This window comes from Photobacterium sp. R1, assembly GCF_054600795.1.
Map to the genome: position 1 here is coordinate 381760 of NZ_BAAHZP010000003.1, position 19057 is coordinate 400816.

The following is a 19057-nucleotide window of genomic DNA, read 5'->3' on the forward strand; positions in this document are numbered from 1 at the left end:
AGGTCAATGCATGGAAAGCTTCATCCGAACCCTGCCGAAAGTTGAATTACATGTCCATATCGAAGGGACATTAGAGCCTGAGCTGATGTTTCAGCTGGCACAACGGAATCATATTGCGTTGCCGTACGACAGTGTGGCGGCTGCAAGAGAGGCTTATCAGTTTACCGACCTGCAATCGTTCCTGGATGTGTATTATCTCGGGGCGCAGGTGCTGCAGACTGAAGAGGACTTTTACGATCTGACCTGGGCTTATCTGCTGCGTTGTCAGCAGGATCATGTCATGCATACCGAGATCTTTTTTGATCCGCAAACGCACACCGAACGCGGGGTGGCTTTTCAGACGGTGATGGCGGGGATCACCCGGGCATTGGCCGACGGGGAACAGAAACTGGATATCTCGAGCCGGCTAATTCTGTGTTTTTTACGCCATCTCAGTGAGGAGGCGGCATTTGAGACGCTGGCGCAGGCCATGTCCTATCAGGAATACATCATTGGGGTCGGTCTGGACTCTTCAGAACAGGGACATCCGCCGGAAAAATTTCGCCGGGTGTTTGAACAGGCATTTAATGCCGGATTTCTGACCGTCGCCCATGCTGGAGAAGAAGGACCTGCAAGTCATATTCGCGATGCGATATCCATGTTGCGGGTCTCCCGGATTGACCATGGGGTGCAATGCAGTCAGGACCCAGATCTGGTACAGGCGCTGGCCGAGAGTCAGATGCCGCTGACGGTGTGCCCGCTGTCGAATATTAAACTCCGGGTGTTTGAACGAATGGCGGATCACAACATTGTGGATTTGCTGCGGCAGGGATTGTGCGTCACGATTAATTCGGACGATCCGGCTTATTTTGGCGGGTACATGACGGATAATTTCCTGGCGGTTGCCCATGCTTTTGCGGTGACGAAAGAGGAAATGGCTGCCTTCAGTGCCAATGCGATCCGGGCGAGTTTTTTGCCGGAAGAAGAGAAAGAAAAATTACAGCAGCGGCTGGCGCATTATCTGCAGGTTCAGCTGCATCCTGTTCTGTAAAAAAGCTCTGAAAAGCGGGCAAAAAAAACGCCTGTCAAATAAATGACAGGCGGGGGAAATAAATATACTCGAGCTACCAGAGGTGAGGGGTTAAAGGCTGAAAGCCAGTCCGCAGCAACACCTGTGGTGAGAGTATATAAAGGAACAACATACTTGGTTAAAGCGTAGGCGGTATTATAGGGATGATTAAAAAACACGCAACGATCTATTTTGTAAATTATGTATAGCTAATTGTTAAATTAATAAAATATCAAAAACTTATCCAAGGATAAAAATTTCAGATTATTCCCTGAAAGGGAAAAAATTGATTTTAATAACCTGATTTCAAATCAATTATTCTTTCTGTTTTCACTTTTTTGTCTTTTGTAACTGTCGTTTTGTCCGGGGAAAAGATTTATTTATCCGGTTTTTCTTCGTAACACCTGCCGAAGCCAGCGATAAATTGCTTTTAACTTGCCCGGTACAGACGGCCTGACCTGATTTTGTTCAGACGGAAGCTGAGATACAGATTGTCCGTGATAATAAGCCTGCATGAACTGGCGTCGTATCTGTTCGGCACGGCTGTGGCTCAGCCCGGTCTTTTCTTCAGGGAACAGCAACGCCGCGGTAGATTCTGCATGCTCAGCCACATAACTGAAGTCCATGTTTTGATTGCCGAGAACCAGCATCCACAACCGGGTGACCATGATGCAGTCGGTCTGGTACTGATTGGTAAAACGTTCGGCATGATCGGCGCCAAGCGTCTGAACAAAAAGCGTTTGCATGGCTTCGCTTTTGTCTTCGGTCTGCTGAAGTTGTTCTAATGCTGCAAGGTGGGTTTTTGTCATGAGTCCGAGCAGCAGATCGGCATCGCTTTTGTCTGGTCGCATCGACTGAATACGGGCAAATTCTGCATCAAGATGCGCCAGAAGCGTTTTCAGACTGGGGGTTTCGGCTTGATGACAGAACAGGGTATGGACGCCCATTTCAGTCAGATAATGGCTGAGGGAAGACAAAGGAACTCCGGGATACTGGGGAATAACCGTCAGTATACGGGAAATGCTGCGGTTTGCTAAAGTTTGCTAAACGGATGATAATCTTGACAAATAAGGAGAGCGGCGTATGACAGCATTTTATGATTTTTCGGCCAATACACTGCAGGGTGAATCGCAGCCGATGCGTGCCTTTGAGGGAAAAGTGGTGCTGGTGGTTAACACGGCCAGTCAATGTGGCTTTACGCCGCAATATCAGGGGTTACAGGCCCTGTACGAGAAGTACAGAGAGCAGGGGCTTGTGATTCTTGGCTTTCCCTGTAACCAGTTTGGTCAGCAGGAGCCGGGAAGCGGTGATGAAATCAGTGAATTCTGCGAACTCAATTACGGCGTTGGTTTCCCGATGTTTGAAAAAATTGAGGTGAATGGCCCGCAACGTCATCCGATGTATGCTTATCTGACCGAAACGCTACCGGGTCTGTTCGGGAAAAAGATCAAATGGAATTTCACGAAGTTCCTGATTGGGCGAGACGGAAAACCGATCAAACGTTATGCTCCGATCACTAAACCTGATGCGCTGGAGTCGGATATTCAGGCGGCGCTGAAAGGATAAGCGGGGGACGATGGGTGACCGGACGCAATGTGGTTGTTGGGCCGGTCACTGGTGAAACGAACTGGTTTGATTAACTGGAGCTTCCCTGAGGCATCTGATGGCAAGCGCTGGCTTTGTTCAGTGCAGGCTGCATTGCTTCAATGGAGAGGCGGACCCGCTTGGCACCTTCAGTGAGAACTGCCGGGCCGGACTGAGTCAGCGAATGAAGCGGTTGCGAGTCATGCTGGTTACACTGTATTGCTGAGACAGTATGAAAGACCCCCAAGGCATACCCCAGGCAGAGTGATTCATTGTGATAGGTCTGGAGGCAGTCATCCATAAATGCTTTCTGGGGATCATTTGCCATTGCTTGTGGCGTCACTGCCAGTGCAGACAGCGCTGAGAGAATCAGTGGGATGGTTTTGATTGTTTTTTTCATACACACTTCCTTCCATGTAAGCCATATCTAATCTTTAGCAAAGTGCTGAAAATAAAGCGTGATTGGGTTCTCAGCCTCTACTGATGAATGAGAATGCAGCAATGAAATGTGTGTGACCGCGCATTTTGGACGTCGTGTTTAAGGCTGATACAGCTTTTCGTAACTTTTCTGATGCGTCGCAAACGTGTACTGACTGACATGATCAACCACACTGATTTTGTGGTCTGCATGCTGCTTCTCACTGAATTCCAGTAAATGAGAAATCGCAGTGTGGCGTCTTGATTCCGGTTTCTGCTGTGCCAGATACTGGCTGAGAAAAGTCATTTGTACCGAACTGTCGTTGAACTCCCCCAGAGATTCCTGCAAAGCCTTCAGTTGCTTGATTTGTTCTTTGATCACTTTCCCGGGAAAAAGCGGCGCGAAATACTCCAGCAGATAACGCAGCTTTTTGCATGAGATTCTGAGCTGATGCAATTGTTCGTCCGGATGGTTGTACCCGACAGCCTGACATAACGACAGGGTTTGACTGAATCGCTTCCAGATCCGCTTTTGTGCTGTCGGCAGGCACAGTCTTTTCCCGGCAGGCGTCGGGTTGTTTTCCATCTCATTGATCAGCCCGGCGATTTGCGCACATTGCTGCTCGTATTCGTCAGATTTCAGCCAGTCTTTGACGTCATGAAACGCCTGGGTGCGTTTATCCAGCAGATCATTGAAAAAGAGCGTCAACCCCTGATGATACTGATGCTCCAGCGCGTAAAAAAAGGGCTCCATGTTGTCCAGGTAAACATCCAGATCCCGCAAGGCATTGGTTTTCTGCATCAGGGTTTTAAGATCATTTTGCAGCATGAGTTTTTGTTCTGGGACAAACAGCGGGCTTAACAGACCAATGATGGCACGGCAGCGTCTCAAAGCCACACGGTACTGATGCAGAAACTCTGTATCGTCATCCCGGACCAGCCCGGTTTCATGACGACGGGCGTGGTGAAACTCACCTTTTAAGAAATGATATGTCGGCAGATAAATGGCGCTTTCTTTTTTGAGTTTGACCTGGCTTTTTTTCCGTTCAGGTAAGCGAAGTTTGTCCCTTTTATTCATGTTCATAACGATCTTCTCCCCGGGGACCGCTGACCTTTTCCTTCGGTGTTGATGTATTGAAATGAGATCGGTTCACGGCACAGTCACGTTTCAGGGAAAACCCCGGTTACCCACTGCAATCATGACCGTGAAAGATCATCAGCCTTATAACCATAGCTAAGCCAGTCTTCCGGCGCATACGCATATGTAAAGCTTTCTACACTATTTTTCAATTTTATGACATGGCTTGATTTCATGATGTTTCAGGTTTTTACGGCCTTTTCAAATGCTGCTCTGCGAGGGGAAGCCGGACGCGGTTTTGGGTTGGCAAGCAGGGTTTACAAAAGGTTTTTACATCACGTTAACCTTAGTTTTACATCTGGCTTCTCAACCGGACCTCAGTAGTGCTAATTCTATAGGTAAGAAATCGCTGAACAGGTCAACAGACCCTAGCAATCAACATGTGAGGATAAACGGATGAGTGAAATGATGAAAAATCCTATGGGCACGGACGGCTTTGAGTTTGTTGAATATACGGCGCCGACCCCTGAGGGGATTGCCAACCTCAAAAACCTGTTCCGTCTGATGGGTTTTGCAGAAATTGCAAAGCACAAACATAAATCAGTCTGGCTGTACCGTCAGGGTGACATCAACTTCATTGTGAATGGTGAGCTGCATTCTCAGGCTGCAGGCTTTGCCGGCGTGCACGGTGCCAGCGTGAATGCGATGGCATTTCGTGTGAAAGATTCCAACGCAGCACTTGCTCATGCAGTTGAAAACGGCGCAACAGCCTGTCCTGCACAGGCCGGTCCGATGGAGCTGAACATTCCGGCTATTTACGGGATTGGTGAGTCGCTGATTTATCTGGTCGACCGCTATGGTGAGCACGATATCTATGAGATCGATTTTGATTACTATCCGGACTACAAAGAGCGTCTGGCAACGCTGGATGCGGGCCTGAATACCCTGGATCACCTGACGCACAACGTGAAGCAAGGCAACATGGATCTGTGGGCGGGTTTCTATGAGCGCATTGCGAACTTCCGTGAAATTCGTCACTTTGACATCAAAGGGAAAGTCACTGGCCTGCTGTCCCGTGCGATGACAGCGCCGTGCGGTAAGATTCGGATTCCGATTAATGAATCAAGCGATGACAAGTCACAGATCGCAGAGTATCTGGATCAATACAACGGTGAAGGTATCCAGCATATCGCCCTGAGCACGGACAACATTCTGGAGACGGTTGCACAGCTGAAGAAACACGGCATGCAGTTTATGGATACGCCTGACACCTATTATGAAGGCGTCAACAAGCGTATTCCGGGTCATCAGGAAGATCTGGCGAAGCTGAAAGATCTGAAGATTCTGATCGATGGTGACGAAACCGGTATTCTGCTGCAAATCTTTACGGACACTGTGATTGGTCCTGTGTTCTTTGAGATTATCCAGCGTAAAGGGAATGAAGGCTTTGGTGAAGGGAACTTCCAGGCACTGTTTGAATCGATTGAACTGGATCAGATCCGCCGCGGTGTGATTCAGGTGCCGGACAACGCTTAATTCAATTTGCCATGAAATGAGAAAGCCCGCTGCCAGATGCGGGCTTTTTTATGTGCCTTGTTCTGTGGCGCGCTGCCGGAGTTCAGGGGAGCAAAGCCTGCTGTGCCGGGCAACCTGAGGCGACTTCGTTATACTCAAGAGAGCTTCACGAAAAGGGACGATCATGCGTTTTCTGGCTGCGTTTTTTCTGGTTTTGGTCACTGCGTGCACCTCCGTGCCCGAGCCGGTTCCGGATTCAGTACCGGCCCAGAAACAAATCTATACGCAATCGCAGAGCCATTGTCTTGATTTGCTCACCGGGTTTAAGCGAACGGTTCAGGCGCAGGGGGTACAAGATGCGCAGCTGGTGTGGGATCCGAGGTTTCCGCATCTTGCTTTTGACCGGTTCAGCCTGTCAATGCTGACCGGGCTGACCTCTCGCGCCAGTCAGCAGCAGTGGCTGGCTTACGTTGCGCATCAGGCAAAGATGCAGCGACAGGCTGAATATCAGAACCTGCCGCAAAAAGCCGGTTATCAGGCACAGGCGCTGGAATCATGTGCCGCACAGCTGGTCAGATACAGCCAGTATCATTCGATGTTCTGGTCTGTACTGAGCTCGAATCCGCCGGATTTCCCCTCAGACTACGTCACCTGGCAGCGGGTGCTGGGTCTGTACCCGATCAGCCGGTATGTTGCCAGGCCGTCCATCGACAAACAGAAACGTCATTTAATCAGTCAGTTTATTCAGCCTGCCGATAGCGATGTGATCCGGTATGCGGTCCATGAAAAGCCTCCGCTGAGCCGTACACAAATCCGGCAATGGTTTGAACAGGCAGGCAATCAGTCTGCTCTGAACTGGCCGGTTTTGACGGAGGCGCAACAGCAGCGGCTGCTTCAATACTATGCGCCGGAGGTTCAGGTTGAAACGCGTTCCCGGGATGACTTTCCCGGACAGGTGAAATATGTCACGTCGGGCCAGCCAAGTATCATTACCCGGACACCGTCTGTTTATACTCACGTGAGTTACACCCGCTTTTATGGCCAGACGCTGATGCAGCTCAACTACAGTCTCTGGTTTGCGAACCGGACGGCACGCTCGTCGTTTGATCTTTATGCAGGACCATTTGACGGGGTCTTACTCCGGTTGACGCTCGACCCGGACGGGCAGCCCTATCTGATGGACAGTATTCACCATTGCGGGTGTTACCACATGGTCTTTGCCCTGGCGCCGCAACTCAAATTTGCCTCACTGGACAATGCGGTGGAGTGGCCCGTGACCCTGCGAATTTGGTCAGGCGAGTCTGCCAGACAACCAGCCGGAAAACTGGCCGTCACTTTGAGCCATGGCGAACATATGATTAAAGATGTGCGCTGGTCGAATTCGGATGACCCGACCCGGCCGTTGACCGTTCTGTCGTATCAGCAACTCCGCAGTCTGCCGGCGTCCGGCAACCATCATCAGAGCCTGTTTGATCAGCAGGGGATGCTACCTGAAAGTGTCCGTGCAGAACGTTTTTATCTCTGGCCATTCGGGATTCCGTCTGCGGGGACTCAGCGTCAGTCAGGGCATCATGCGACGGCGTTTATCGGCCAGCGCCATTTCGATGAGCCATTTCTGTTTGAGACGCTGTTTCAAAAACCTTAATACGCTGCCATTCAGCAGGTTACCTCTGTTGTGTTGTCTGCCGTCTCACTTGCCGGAAAAGTTTCGTATCCAGATTTCTATACTCATGACATTGCATCTTTAACAAGGTGTCAGACCATGCCTGTTTTGGTCTGCGCTGATCAATCAGGTATCTGAATCTGTGAGTGCATCATAATGAAAAAAATGCCGATTCTGTTTTTCACCCTCATGCTTGGATGGGGTCTCACATCTGCAGCAGATGCCGGTGATGATTTCTATGCGACGGACGCCCGGGTGTCTGGTTCTGCCGATCGGGCAAAGATCTTCCCGCTGGACAGAAGGACGGTGGCTTTTGAGCAAGTCACGTTTGATCTTGAGATTGGCACCATCGCCGCGAGTGACTGGGGGCAATTCAGAGTGAGGCTGGCACAATTGTCTGATCGCTATGGTAAACCTGTCGGTCCCGGTTACGTGAACGTGTTCTTATATCCGGATTCCGGTTCAAGTGCTGGCACGCCCGTCTGGTCCGTCGATAACTTATTTGTCTCGGGCCCCACCTCCTCAACGGGAAAACAGCACAAGATGAAAGGTGATTTCGAGAGGAATCGTCCTCACGGTTGGGCCGGTCACGATGTCTGGGATAGCAATGATCAAAGTGATATCAGGCACAATCACCGGAAAAATGATCGCTATGTCTCACAAACCCACACCGTGAATCACCAGGCCGTGAATCAACATGCGGATGCAACGGTCTATTTCGACTTACGTCCGGGCACAGATGGGGCAGGGCAGATACAGCGCCTCAGAGCGACAGTGCTGTTCTCGCCGCAGCCGTTACCGAATATCACAGATATCGTGCAGTTTGCGGCTCAGTTTCCGCCGCAGATGTACCCGGTTCGTACGACCGTTGTGAACGCAGAAGGTGCCGGGCACGTGGATGGCAGGGTCAATCCGGTGTCATCGTCAATCCCGAATACGCTGTCGCTTGGCAGACCGCCACAACCGGTTTTACCCGCACCGTCAGTCCCGGATGATCTGAGTTTTCCGGTTCAGGTCATTCAGGCGGATCAGCCGAATCTGGATTCAGCGCGCAATCAGTGTATTCCCATCGCCAATGCCAACGCGCTGCAGTATCTGGAAGATCGTTATGACAATCTGCCGCTCGCCTGGCGTGTGCCTCAGCTACATATCCGCGGGATCGGTAAAATCGGCACCGCAGGCGATGTGACGATCTGGACGCCTGACCCTGAAAACAGTCTGGTTGCGAACATCGACAGCTATGGCCGCAGGGATAATGTGCATGATCTCGACAGTGGCGACTACACGAGTTTCTGCGGGTTGATCCGCGGCGTGTTTGGCTATCTGACCGATCCGGTTTCCGGCCCGCTGGATGTGGCGCATTTTCGTCATCAGGGCAGCAACTCGATGGTTTTGGGCGATAATGCAGACTGCGACAATGGAACGGTCAGCATGGGGGGATTGACCTCACAGCGAGAAGGCGATTTCCCGACATGGGAGTGGATTTTTAATGAGCTGTCGCAAGGTCGTGCCGTCACGATTCTGTTCAGTTGGTACGACCTGAACGGCGAATGGAAAGGAGGCCATAGTGTCCGGGTCTATGGTGCAGCCCTGATCAATAACAAGCATTACATCATGACACTCGATGATGCTTCGCAAGGGGATAACTTCAGTAATGTGTCCGATCCGCGAACGCAGCAATGGGAAGTGGCTGACACCGGCCAACCGGGTCTGGACGGGGTACCCGACGGGCGCCTGAACATGGATGGCATGAGCTGGGAGATTGACTTTGCGTTGTCCATTGAAGCAAAACCCACCCTGCTGATTCCCTGAATATCGTTTTCAGAACGAAAAAAAGCGGGAGGTTTGCTCCCGCTTTTTCGTGTTCACGATCCCTGATGTCCACTGCCCCTGAGCAGAGAGAGATCAGCTTGCCGATGTTGCTTCTTCAGTTGCGGCCTGAACGCCGTGCCACTGGAAGTGATGGTTTGGCTTCTTGCTGACCATGCCTTCCTGCATCATCTGGTGGAACACAGCATCGACTTCTTCTGCGGTCAGCTTGAGTGCCCGGATGATGGCGCGTTTCGAGCAACTGACCGCATTGGATGTCAGCGCGTCGACGACACGCTCATAAGGTGACTGCGGGCTTACCGCTTCAGTCTGTTCTTTCTGTTGCTGGTCCTCGTGGGCTGCTTCCAGCGCAAGTGTTGCCAGACTGGCTGAGCTTTCAGTCACGGCGTTTGTCGAACGGGTTTCATCGGATGTTTGATTGTGCATGGCGTCAGATTGCCGCACCGTTGTATCCGAGACATAAATTGCGTGCTTGCGGTTGAAGTTCTGGCGGAAACGCAGCTCTTCACCGATCAGCCCGACAAAGAAAGCAGCAAAGAAATCCAGTAAAACAGACAGGAAAATCACCAGTCCAAGCTGCGCGGATTCAGCGCTGACTCTGAGGGTCTTGGCCAGACCGTCAATCAGACCCAGCACCGATCCCTGGCTGACGACGGGCAGGTTGTCCCTTTCTATGGCCAGCGCCTGCTGCTGTTTGCGGAGTTTACTGTTTTCATGCTGGATCCGGGTGACCCCGGTGGCAATGCGCGCCATCTGGATATATTTCTGCGCAGCCACGTTATTCAGAGCAATCTGTTTTTCGATTGCTTCAATCTGCATGTTGTAAGCATTGATTTTGCTTTGCTGAACGCTGACATGGCTTTGTGCCTGATTGGTCGCACTCTGGATACCGCCCACGGAGCCGCCGATAGAAATTGCGGCCAGCACGGAATAGAAAGCAAAAGCAGAGGCCGCACCGGTGTAGCTGCGTCTGGCGCGTCGCTCGCCAAATTCATACCAGGCAAAGAATTTACCCAGTTCGAAAATGACCGCCAGTCCACCAAAGAGCACCTGCATGACCGGGTTCTCGTCGATAGATAAAAACAGCAAGAGCGAAAAAATGATTGAAGCCAAGATTGAGGCGCCGGTAAAGCTGTACACCGTCCACATGGCAAAACGGCCTTTCGGAAAGCGGATATTGCTTCTCCCGGGAATTGCGTTGTCTGAAACCATAAGTGCGTTTTTCTTTGGCTGGGCTGTGAGCCCGGCACATTCGTTATCGATTGGCGGGCAAGGATACCGGAAAAAAGCAGTCAGACCGTATGAAATTACCGGGAATTCAGGCCTTGAGCCGGAAATTTGCACAGGCTTGTCATAACTGGTGAAAGCTTATCCACCCGGAGATTGCTGTGCGCCGGACGAACCCGGAGGGGACCCGGTCATTATGATACGATTGTCGATAAAGTGATCACGCTTCGGATTTTCTCATCCACTCTGTCAGAACCCTCATGTGTGGCTAAATTCTGTCGCATATTCGCCGCATTGGATTGATGCCAAGGTTTCTTGTTTGCTTTGGTGTGAAACGATGAGAATGGCTCTGCAAAGCCATCGGTTTGACAAAGGATACAAATAGTGACACTTCCGAAATTCACATATCATCCGGATCCACTGGCAACCGGTGCCGTCGTGAAAAGCATGAAAGTTTGCGACTGCTGTGGTGAGGCGCGTGGATACCTGTACAGTGGCAGTATTTATTCTCAGCGTGATATCGAGTGGCTGTGCCCTTGGTGTATTGCTGACGGTTCGGCTGCCAAGGCATTTAAAGCGTATTACTCTGATGACTTTCCGCTGGACGGCGCGGGCCTGAACCGCGATGTGATCGCCGAGGTCTGCCAGCGCACGCCGGGTTATCAGTCCTGGCAGCAGGAAGTCTGGCTGGATCATTGCGGAGACGCCTGCGAATTTCATGGCTTTGCTGAACCCGAGGAACTGAAAGCGCTCAGCGGACAGGCCCTGCAGGCGTTTTTGAGCCGCCATCTGCTGAAAGCGGAAATCTGGCAGGATATTCTGAGTACGTACGAGAAGGGCGGAAACCCGGCTGTTTACAAATTCAAATGTCGTCACTGCGGCGAAATCCTTTACGGGATGGATTTTCTGTAAATACTGCGCGTGTTGCCCGAACGGCGTCCTGATGCGTCGTCACTCACTGACTTCTCATTTCTGAGGCCGGATGTTGTGGTTATGTTGCGGAAAGGTTAGATTAAAAACTCTAACCTTATCCTTGAGGAATCAAGATGGACGCAATTCTTCAGCAGTACCCGGTGATCACTGAAATTCCTGTTGCCTGGGGTGAAATGGATGCCCTGAATCATGTGAACAACGTGGTTTATTTCCGTTATTTCGAGACCGCGCGACTGGATTACTTCCAAGAAGCCGCTTTGATGGACGACATGAAAGATACAGGTGTCGGACCTGTACTCGGTGAAACCAGCGCCCGCTACCGCTTGCCGGTCACTTACCCGGATACTCTGCTGGTCGGCTCGAAAGTCACCCGGATCGAAGACGATCGCTTCACCATGGAATACGAGATCTTCAGTAAAAAAATGGGTGCGGTGACCACGCGCGGGACTGCATTGGTGGTGATGTTTGATTTCAAAAACAACACCAAAGCCAGCATTTCTCCAAAGCTCCGCGAAACCATCGAGGCCATTGAGGCCCGCAAAGAACTGCCTGCCAGCGCATAAGCGACGACAGACCAGACAGGAAGACTCGTGCTCAGCTCCTATACTCAGGTAAGGAGCTGACTGAGGAATTTTGCATGTTTATCGCGACGGAACACAATATTACGGACGTCGAGCTGTTCTCACAAAAGGCTGGGTCAGCACTGGGACAGCCGCCGGAAGGGCTGCATCTCCGGACGGCATTACTCGATAAAGACAACCACTGCTGCCAGTGTGTCTGGGAAGCCGACTCCATCGAAAGTGTTCAGGGATATCTGGATCCCGAGCTCGGCGCAGCATCCGTGAATGTGTATTATCTGCTCGATCCGGATTCAGCTATCGGGTGAGATAATCGATTGTTTACCTAAACAAAAAAAGCGAGCCGAAGCTCGCTTTTGAGGACGGTAAGCGCATTTATTTTCCGGCGATACTCAGGCTGTTAAAACGAATTTTCGGTGCGAAGAAATCGCGCTCATAATCGTTCTCCAGCTGATTCCCGACCGCATCAATGGCTTTGATCATCTGATAGAAGTTTCCGGCAACGGTGATGCCCCGGACCGGCTGAATGCGTTTGCCGTCGCGGCACAGGAAGCCGCTGGCGCCGAAGGAGAAATCGCCGCTGATCGCATCAGCACCGGAATGAACGCCCTGCAACTCGACCAGTTCCAGATATTCACCTGCGGTGACTTCGGCCTCGGAACTCTGACCTTCAGCAATCATCAGATGACGCGACGCCACACCCAGACCACCTTTCGCAGAACGGGAGGCGTTGGCCGTATTGGCAATGCCGAAATAACTGGCCGTATGGCTGTTATGCAGCAGGCTTTGCAGCTGGCCTTCACCAATTAAAATGGTGTCCTGCGTCGCGAAGCCTTCGCTGTCGAACGCTTTGATGGCAGAACCGCCTTCCATGTAAGCCATATCGCTGACGGTGAGGAGCGGGCTGGCCACCTGCTGATGCCGTGAGTCACGCCATGGGTTGATGCCTTTCATGGCCGACTGGCCGGACAGGCACATGCCGAACGCGCCGAACAAACTGCTGAGCTCGCTCAGGTTAAAGATGACCGCATACTTGCCGGTTGCAATCGGGCCGCCGTCTAACAGGGCCATCGCGGTTTCAACGCCGTGGCTGATGCAGTACTGCGGGTCCAGCTCGGCAAAACGGCGTCCGGATGACATGCCGCCATGCATGGCCTGTTTGCCGTCCTGATCGATCAGCGCATAGGTATAGCAGTACGTGGAACGCTCTCTGTGCTGACAGAAGCTGCCACGGGTGTTTGCCAGCAGACTCAGGCTGTCGGACTCGCCAAAACCATTGTAGGGCGCACTTTTCGCACCTTTGCCGATCACACCTTGTTCCAGAGACAGTGACAGAGCAATCTTCTGATCAATCTCCGCATCATCCTGCTGATAAATTTCCGGATGAGTGGTCGTCAAACGGCTGTTTTCCGCCTGAATGCGCTGATGTGCGTCGGCTTTGGTGTACTGAGCACTTTGCAGCGCCTGTTCTACCATGAGCTTCAGACTGTCCGGATGCAGCGATTCGGAATAGCTGGTGGCTACTTTGTCGTCTTTGGCGACGCGAACACCAATCACCTGACCGGACGTGACTTTGTACTCGTCCAGCTCGCCGTTGTTGGCTTTCAGCGACAGGTTATGGCTGTTGCTGGCCAGGACATCCGCTTCTGCACCGGCTGCTGTAGCCAGTTCCAGCACTTGTTCCATGGCGTGTTGCAGGGTTTGTTGATCCGCCATCAGTTACCTCCCACCAGAATGTTGTCTACTTTCAGCGCCGGCTGTCCAACTGTTGTCGGAACCGAGCCACTGACCGAGCCGCACATGCCGGCGGCCAGTTCGAAATCCTGTCCGACCATACTGATCTCTTTCAGGACTTTCGGACCGGTGCTGATCAGGGTGGCTGATTTCAGCGGACGGGTAATTTTGCCGTTTTCGATCAGATAAGCTTCCTGCACCGCAAAATTGAATTCGCCTGTTCCCGGCTGGACTGAACCGCCGCCCATTTTCTTGGCGAAAATACCTTTCTCGACACTGGCAATCATCTCATCCAGGCTGCTGTCGCCCGCTTCAATGAAGGTATTGCGCATCCGGGAAGTCGGCGCGAATTTGTAAGACTCACGACGGCCGGAACCTGTCGGCGCAAAGCCGGTTTTCTTCGCGCCCATCTGATCCACCATGAAGCTGGTGAGCTTCCCGTCTTTGATCAGCTGAGTCCGCTGAGTGGCCATGCCCTCGTCGTCAATGTTGATGGAGCCCCACTCATTTTCCATGGTGCCGTCATCGACAGCACTGACCACAGGACTGGCAATTATTTCACCCATCTGGTCATGGAATACCGAGGCTTTTTTGGCAACAGAAGTCGTTTCCAGCAAGTGGCCGCAGGCTTCGTGGAAAATCACGCCGCCGAAACCGTTGCCGATGATCACGGGCATTTCGCCGGACGGACAGTTCTCTGCCGTCAGCTTGATCATCGCTTGTTTCGCTACTTGTTGGCCCAGGCCAGTCGGGTCAATGCTGGTATTGAATTCCCAGCCGGTCAGCGCGCCCGGTGCTTCGAAACCGGTGGACTGTTCACTGCCGTTTTGTGCCACAGCAGTTGCCGCAATTCGGGTGTAATGGCGGGTATCGCCAATGTGCAGGCCGTTGGAGTTGAAAATTTCAATTTGCTGTTGGCGTTGCAGAATGCGGCCAATGAACTGAGCGATTTTGTCGTTTTCCGCACGGGCTGCTTTGTCGGTGGCGCGCAGGAAAGCAATTTTCGCTTCCAGATTGGCATCCTGAGACAAAGGCTGATGCACCGGATGGCGGTCGGCCAGTCGGGTAAAGTTCAGTGCGGCAGCCTGAGCAATCTGGTCGCGGCTGTCTTTAGCCGCCAGCAGGCTGGTGACCCGCTTGAGTTCCTCTTCTTCGGTACTGTTGGTGTAGCCGTACAGTACTTTATGACCGAAGAACAAACGGATACCGATACCAAAGTCGATACCGCCGTTAATTTTATCGACATCACCTGCATTGAACTCGACAGAGCCCGACTGGTGGTGCTCGACGAACAGTTCGGCGAAATCTGCGCCGAGAAACAGCGCATGGTCGATGACGGCTTTCGCCGTTGATGGGTTTAGCATAATTGCTCCTTGCGTAAATTCAGGTGGCAAGTTGATCCCAAATCATTGATTAACAATAGCAGTAATCAGGCTTTTTTAGCCAAAGAGCATAAGATCTCTTCCAGCTCATCCCAGGGCAGGATGTCTTTGTCGATGACTTCAATGCGGGACTCAAACCCTTCCAGTGTGAGTTCGTTCACCGAGACTACCTGATTCACGACGTTGAATGCAAAACATCCCCGTCCAGTGTTCACCACGGCTTTGACCCGTTGTGCGTTCAGGTTGGTAAACAGGGTAAAGAGTTGTGAGAAGTCGAACACTAAATCGGTGGCGAAGAACCAGCCGCAGCTGTGGTAGCCCTGTCCGTGGTTTTCTCTGCGCACAAAGGTTTCGCCCGGTGCCAGTTCAAGACCCGGCAGCGGCGCAGCATCGTCACTGCTGTGATCATGGTGATGGCTGTGCGCGGCCTGACGTTGAATGCGGGGCACTTCCAGCAGCGATAAATCCAGCTGTCCCTGCTTCACCTGTGCAAGGGTCTGTTTGGCGGGCTCGCATTCATTCGCGTATTGCTCGAACATCAGCAGATCGTAGTCTGAGCAGGCATCAATTTTGTTGGCGACCAGGACATCGGCCAGCGCAATCTGGTCCTGAAAATTCTGGTTGTCGGTATAGAGACTGTCTGAAAACTGTCTTGGGTCAACCAGCGTAATGGTCGCTTTCAGATCAATATATTTCGCATAACTGTCTGAGGTCAGCTTATTGATGATCTCTTTCGGGTGGCCCAGTCCGGTTGGCTCCAGCAGCAGGCGGTCCGGATTTTGTGCCAGCAGGGCATTGATGCCGACAGACATTGGCAGTCCAGCCACACAGCACATACAACCGCCCGGTACCTCTTTCACGATCGCACCCTGCTGATCCAGCATTGCGCCGTCTACGCCGACATTGCCAAATTCATTAATCAGAATGGCCCATTTTTCATCGGCTGGCTTGCGTGCCAGGAGAGACAGGATTGCCGTGGTTTTTCCGGCGCCCAGAAAGCCGGTGATGATATTGGTCGGGATAGGTTTGCTGATGGTCATTGTATATCCGTCTTACCGCAGAACTAAGTGACAGCCATCATACTGCATGGCGGGGCGGGAAATGAAGGGGAATCCATGACTTGGATCAAATGTCTCGCCGTTGAAATATGAATTGAACAGAATAAAGCGCCCGGTGACGCCAGGCAGAAGCTGACCGGTGATGACTGAGTAAACAACGATTTCGAATCACTTTTCTGCTCATCAATACTCGCAGATTTCAATGATGAATGGGGTATTGTGATTGATTGCGTCAATAAAACCTTTTTATTGCTGCAATAAAAACGTCAAAAAAGATTGTTTAACTGGCGCCGCATTTATATTTGGGTACCAAGATGAAACATATAGTCAAACCTCTTATTTTAGCCGCTGCAACTTCTACAATCTCTTTTTCAGCATTATCGGCAGAAATTAAAAACGTCATCTTAATGATTGGTGACGGTATGGGACCACAGCAAGTCGGCTTGCTGGAAACCTACGCGAAAAATGCGCCACATTCAGTGTACAAGGGTGAAACCACGGCCTTGTATAAACTCGCTCAGGAAGGGGTCATCGGCGCTTCAATGACGAATCCGGGCGAAGCCATTGTTGTCGATTCAGCTTGTTCAGCAACTATGCTGGCGACCGGGGTGTATACCGCTTCAGAAGTGATTGGTATCGACGCCCAAGGCAACACGGTTGAAACCGTGCTTGAAAAAGCGAAGCGTCTTGGGAAAGCGACCGGTCTGGTTTCAGATACCCGCCTGACGCATGCCACGCCTGCAGCATTCGCGGCTCATCAGCCACACCGTTCTCTTGAAAACGACATTGCTTCCGACATGCTCGCAACCGGCGCGGATGTGATGCTGTCCGGCGGTCTGCGTCACTGGATTCCTCAGTCAGTCAATGACAAAGGTGCGACGTATCAAGCCCTGCAGACACTGACACATGGCGACGTGAAGCTGAAATCCAAGCGTAAAGATGAGCGTAACCTGCTGACGGAAGCAAAAAGCGATGGTTACAGCCTGGCATTTAATAAAGACATGCTGGAAGAAGCGCATGGAAATAAGCTGCTGGGTTTGTTTTCTGATTCAGGCATGAATGATGGGATTGCTTACAGCAATTCTAAAAACGACCCGAAACGGACACAACCAACACTGAAAGAAATGACAGAGAAAGCAATTAATCTGCTTTCTAAAGATAAAGACGGCTTTTTCCTGATGGTTGAAGGCGGCCAGATTGACTGGGCGGGTCACAGTAATGATGCCGGCACCATGCTGCATGAAATGATCAAGTTCGATGAAGCGGTCAATTCGGTGTATCAGTGGGCGAAAGGTCGTGATGATACCTTAATCATTGTCACTGCTGACCATGAAACCGGTTCATTCGGCTTCAGTTATTCTTCACAAGGGTTGCCGCAACCTGAAAAACGTTCAGGGAAAGCTTTCCAGAAGCAAGCTTATGCTCCGAATTTCAACTTTGGTAAGTTCGAAATCCTGGATGGTTTGTACAACCAGAAGATGAGCTACGCGACCATGTTCGCTGAGTTTGACGGGTTGAATCAAGCCCAGCAAACTCCGGAGAAACTGGCTGAAATCGTCAATGAAAACAGCGATTTTCCAATCACTGTTGCTCAGGCAGCAGACGTGCTGACGACCAAGCCAAATCCATACCGTCACGACAACCACAGTTACCTGTCTGTTGAAGAAGTCCCGGCAATCAATGATTTTGATGCTTACTTCCCGTACAACGATCGCGGAAACTTGCTGGCACGTGAACAGGCAACAGCACAAAACACCGTTTGGGGTACAGGGACGCACACGCATACGCCTGTGAACGTCTTTGCCTGGGGTCCGATGAAAGAGATTATTCCGGTCTCGAAGATCATGCATCACTCCGAACTGGGTGAGTACATCAAAGGTATGGTGAAGTAAGGATCTGCTGAGGATTCAGACCTCAGGTCAGTTTAACTGCATACATCACCATCAAAGATTGAAACGGCCCTTTGTCCTCAGGGCCGTTTTTTATTTTGCATCACCAACCCGTCCACCTTTCCTTATTTGTGGTTTCCGCGCTCACAGCACCTATTTATCAGGTTCTCAGTGACTGTGCTTCCTTTATGGCATTTGCGACATATGCTTAATTAAAAGTGTGGCTGACTCAGTGGCTGACGGACGCGAGCGGTGGTCGTCAGGTATTCAACAGCTGAAGTGACCGGGGTGGTATATGAAAGTCGGTTTTTTAGAATCTTTGCCTATCTCTCTGATCTTTATCGGCATTGCGCTGTTCATGCTGATTTTCTGCGAAATAGGTTTTCAGTTTGGCTACCACGCCCATATGCGGAAGGACAAGGCTGCCCCCAGTACACTGGGATCAATGGTTGGCGGGTTACTGGGCATGCTGGCTTTTGTGCTTGCCTTTACCTTTTCGATTGCATCTTCTCAGCACGAGCTCAGACGGAATAATGTGCTCGAAGAAGCCAATATTATTGGTACTGCCTATTTAAGAGCCGATTTGCTGGATGAAAAATCTGCCACAGCGGTGAGACGGCTCTTAAGAGAATATGTCGATATTCGCCTGAATGCCGTCCAAGGCAGTGACATCAACCTGGCCTTAGAAAAATCTACTGAAATCCATCGTCTTTTATGGAAAGAGGTCTCTTCCGCTGCCATCGAAAATCCAAGCCCCATGACATCACTGATGGTCCAGGCTACAAATGAAGTGATTGATATGCATGAAAAAAGGGTGACGGCTGCATTGCGGAACCGGATTCCGCTCAGTATCTGGATTGCGTTGGCTGCAATCACAGCTCTTGCCATGATCGCGCTGGGGACTCAGGTAGGTTACACCGGGAACCGGAGGCTGATTGCCGTGATCCCTTTAGTGCTCGCTTTTGCTGTCCTGGTGACGCTGGTTGTTGATCTCAATCGTCCTCAGAAAGGCCTCATTATTGTCAGCCAGCAGTCGATGATTGATCTCCGGAGCAGCATGGGTACGGAATAGCCGGTAGGGAAGAAATAATCGGTGAGGCGTCAAAGCCAGTTCTCGTCAT

The 19057-nt window shown here is 51.3% G+C and carries 17 protein-coding genes; 10 read left to right on the forward strand and 7 right to left on the reverse strand.

The features are described from left to right. Positions 1-10 precede the first annotated feature (10 nt). Positions 11-1030 (forward strand): adenosine deaminase, encoded by a 1020-nt coding sequence (locus ACYP03_RS07540; protein WP_459779108.1) that lies wholly within the window; start codon positions 11-13, stop codon positions 1028-1030. A gap of 398 nt (positions 1031-1428) precedes the next feature. Here ACYP03_RS07540 and ACYP03_RS07545 read toward each other — a convergent pair whose 3' ends face one another. Next, positions 1429-2025, reverse strand: a complete 597-nt coding sequence (locus tag ACYP03_RS07545; protein ID WP_459779109.1) for a hypothetical protein — start codon at positions 2023-2025, stop codon at positions 1429-1431. 106 nt (positions 2026-2131) lie between these two features. Here ACYP03_RS07545 and ACYP03_RS07550 point away from each other — a divergent pair, with 106 nt between their 5' ends. After that, positions 2132-2614, forward strand: coding sequence for a glutathione peroxidase (locus tag ACYP03_RS07550; protein WP_248141939.1), 483 nt, complete (start codon positions 2132-2134; stop codon positions 2612-2614). A gap of 70 nt (positions 2615-2684) precedes the next feature. On the opposite strand, the gene ACYP03_RS07555 is transcribed toward ACYP03_RS07550, so the two are convergent. Both ACYP03_RS07555 and ACYP03_RS07560 read right to left on the reverse strand, forming a co-directional pair. Continuing rightward, positions 2685-3032 carry a hypothetical protein gene (locus tag ACYP03_RS07555; protein WP_330960310.1) on the reverse strand — a complete coding sequence of 116 codons (348 nt, stop codon included), beginning with the start codon at positions 3030-3032 and terminating at the stop codon, positions 2685-2687. Positions 3033-3170: 138 nt separating this feature from the next. Beyond that, complete coding sequence (locus ACYP03_RS07560; protein WP_459779112.1) at positions 3171-4133, reverse strand: CHAD domain-containing protein; 963 nt, start codon at positions 4131-4133, stop codon at positions 3171-3173. Between the two features lie 459 nt (positions 4134-4592). Here ACYP03_RS07560 and hppD point away from each other — a divergent pair, with 459 nt between their 5' ends. The 3 genes from hppD (at position 4593) to ACYP03_RS07575 (ending at position 9117) form a co-directional block, all read left to right on the forward strand. Next, a complete protein-coding gene (gene hppD / locus ACYP03_RS07565; RefSeq protein ID WP_459779113.1) occupies positions 4593-5663 on the forward strand; it encodes a 4-hydroxyphenylpyruvate dioxygenase in 1071 nt (356 codons plus the stop codon). Between the two features lie 163 nt (positions 5664-5826). Continuing rightward, on the forward strand, positions 5827-7287 hold the full coding sequence (locus ACYP03_RS07570; protein WP_459779114.1) for a hypothetical protein: 1461 nt from the start codon (positions 5827-5829) through the stop codon (positions 7285-7287). Positions 7288-7470: 183 nt separating this feature from the next. After that, entirely contained in the window at positions 7471-9117 is a 1647-nt protein-coding gene (locus tag ACYP03_RS07575) for a hypothetical protein (RefSeq protein ID WP_459779115.1), read from the forward strand. A gap of 93 nt (positions 9118-9210) precedes the next feature. On the opposite strand, the gene ACYP03_RS07580 is transcribed toward ACYP03_RS07575, so the two are convergent. Next, the gene (locus ACYP03_RS07580; RefSeq protein WP_459779179.1) at positions 9211-10284 is read right to left on the reverse strand and encodes a Preprotein translocase subunit SecY; all 1074 of its coding nucleotides are present in this window, start codon (positions 10282-10284) and stop codon (positions 9211-9213) included. A gap of 462 nt (positions 10285-10746) precedes the next feature. On the opposite strand from ACYP03_RS07580, the gene ACYP03_RS07585 reads away from it, so the two are divergent. The 3 genes from ACYP03_RS07585 to ACYP03_RS07595 all read left to right on the forward strand — a co-directional run bounded on the left by ACYP03_RS07585 (position 10747) and on the right by ACYP03_RS07595 (position 12181). Continuing rightward, positions 10747-11274 (forward strand): CbrC family protein, encoded by a 528-nt coding sequence (locus ACYP03_RS07585; protein WP_248141946.1) that lies wholly within the window; start codon positions 10747-10749, stop codon positions 11272-11274. A gap of 134 nt (positions 11275-11408) precedes the next feature. After that, positions 11409-11858, forward strand: coding sequence for an acyl-CoA thioesterase (locus ACYP03_RS07590; RefSeq protein WP_459779116.1), 450 nt, complete (start codon positions 11409-11411; stop codon positions 11856-11858). A 74-nt stretch (positions 11859-11932) separates the two neighbouring features. Next, positions 11933-12181, forward strand: coding sequence for a hypothetical protein (locus ACYP03_RS07595; RefSeq protein WP_248141948.1), 249 nt, complete (start codon positions 11933-11935; stop codon positions 12179-12181). Positions 12182-12248: 67 nt separating this feature from the next. Here ACYP03_RS07595 and ACYP03_RS07600 read toward each other — a convergent pair whose 3' ends face one another. The 3 genes from ACYP03_RS07600 to ACYP03_RS07610 form a co-directional block, all read right to left on the reverse strand. Beyond that, positions 12249-13589, reverse strand: a complete 1341-nt coding sequence (locus ACYP03_RS07600; RefSeq protein WP_459779117.1) for a TldD/PmbA family protein — start codon at positions 13587-13589, stop codon at positions 12249-12251. Further along, positions 13589-14971: a TldD/PmbA family protein gene (locus tag ACYP03_RS07605; RefSeq protein ID WP_459779118.1), complete on the reverse strand. Its 1383-nt coding sequence runs from the start codon at positions 14969-14971 to the stop codon at positions 13589-13591. The genes ACYP03_RS07600 and ACYP03_RS07605 overlap by 1 nt, the downstream gene beginning before the upstream one ends. 65 nt (positions 14972-15036) lie before the next feature. Further along, positions 15037-16029, reverse strand: coding sequence for a CobW family GTP-binding protein (locus ACYP03_RS07610; protein WP_459779120.1), 993 nt, complete (start codon positions 16027-16029; stop codon positions 15037-15039). Between the two features lie 332 nt (positions 16030-16361). Here ACYP03_RS07610 and ACYP03_RS07615 point away from each other — a divergent pair, with 332 nt between their 5' ends. Together ACYP03_RS07615 and ACYP03_RS07620 are read left to right on the forward strand one after the other, a co-directional pair. Beyond that, positions 16362-17939 (forward strand): alkaline phosphatase, encoded by a 1578-nt coding sequence (locus ACYP03_RS07615; protein WP_459779121.1) that lies wholly within the window; start codon positions 16362-16364, stop codon positions 17937-17939. A gap of 292 nt (positions 17940-18231) precedes the next feature. Beyond that, the gene (locus tag ACYP03_RS07620; protein ID WP_248141953.1) at positions 18232-19008 is read left to right on the forward strand and encodes a bestrophin-like domain; all 777 of its coding nucleotides are present in this window, start codon (positions 18232-18234) and stop codon (positions 19006-19008) included. Positions 19009-19057: the final 49 nt, after the last annotated feature.

Bases quoted from the DNA above. Each gene is read 5' to 3' on its own strand.
- ACYP03_RS07575 (WP_459779115.1), top strand. From the start codon at position 7,471: ATGCCGATTCTGTTTTTCACCCTCATGCTTGGATGGGGTCTCACATCT.
- ACYP03_RS07580 (WP_459779179.1), bottom strand. From the start codon at position 10,284: ATGTGGACGGTGTACAGCTTTACCGGCGCCTCAATCTTGGCTTCAATC.
- ACYP03_RS07600 (WP_459779117.1), bottom strand. From the start codon at position 13,589: ATGGCGGATCAACAAACCCTGCAACACGCCATGGAACAAGTGCTGGAA.
- ACYP03_RS07570 (WP_459779114.1), top strand. From the start codon at position 5,827: ATGCGTTTTCTGGCTGCGTTTTTTCTGGTTTTGGTCACTGCGTGCACC.
- ACYP03_RS07550 (WP_248141939.1), top strand. From the start codon at position 2,132: ATGACAGCATTTTATGATTTTTCGGCCAATACACTGCAGGGTGAATCG.
- hppD (WP_459779113.1), top strand. From the start codon at position 4,593: ATGATGAAAAATCCTATGGGCACGGACGGCTTTGAGTTTGTTGAATAT.
- ACYP03_RS07560 (WP_459779112.1), bottom strand. From the start codon at position 4,133: ATGAACATGAATAAAAGGGACAAACTTCGCTTACCTGAACGGAAAAAA.
- ACYP03_RS07605 (WP_459779118.1), bottom strand. From the start codon at position 14,971: ATGCTAAACCCATCAACGGCGAAAGCCGTCATCGACCATGCGCTGTTT.
- ACYP03_RS07620 (WP_248141953.1), top strand. From the start codon at position 18,232: ATGAAAGTCGGTTTTTTAGAATCTTTGCCTATCTCTCTGATCTTTATC.
- ACYP03_RS07610 (WP_459779120.1), bottom strand. From the start codon at position 16,029: ATGACCATCAGCAAACCTATCCCGACCAATATCATCACCGGCTTTCTG.
- ACYP03_RS07615 (WP_459779121.1), top strand. From the start codon at position 16,362: ATGAAACATATAGTCAAACCTCTTATTTTAGCCGCTGCAACTTCTACA.
- ACYP03_RS07555 (WP_330960310.1), bottom strand. From the start codon at position 3,032: ATGAAAAAAACAATCAAAACCATCCCACTGATTCTCTCAGCGCTGTCT.
- ACYP03_RS07590 (WP_459779116.1), top strand. From the start codon at position 11,409: ATGGACGCAATTCTTCAGCAGTACCCGGTGATCACTGAAATTCCTGTT.
- ACYP03_RS07595 (WP_248141948.1), top strand. From the start codon at position 11,933: ATGTTTATCGCGACGGAACACAATATTACGGACGTCGAGCTGTTCTCA.
- ACYP03_RS07540 (WP_459779108.1), top strand. From the start codon at position 11: ATGGAAAGCTTCATCCGAACCCTGCCGAAAGTTGAATTACATGTCCAT.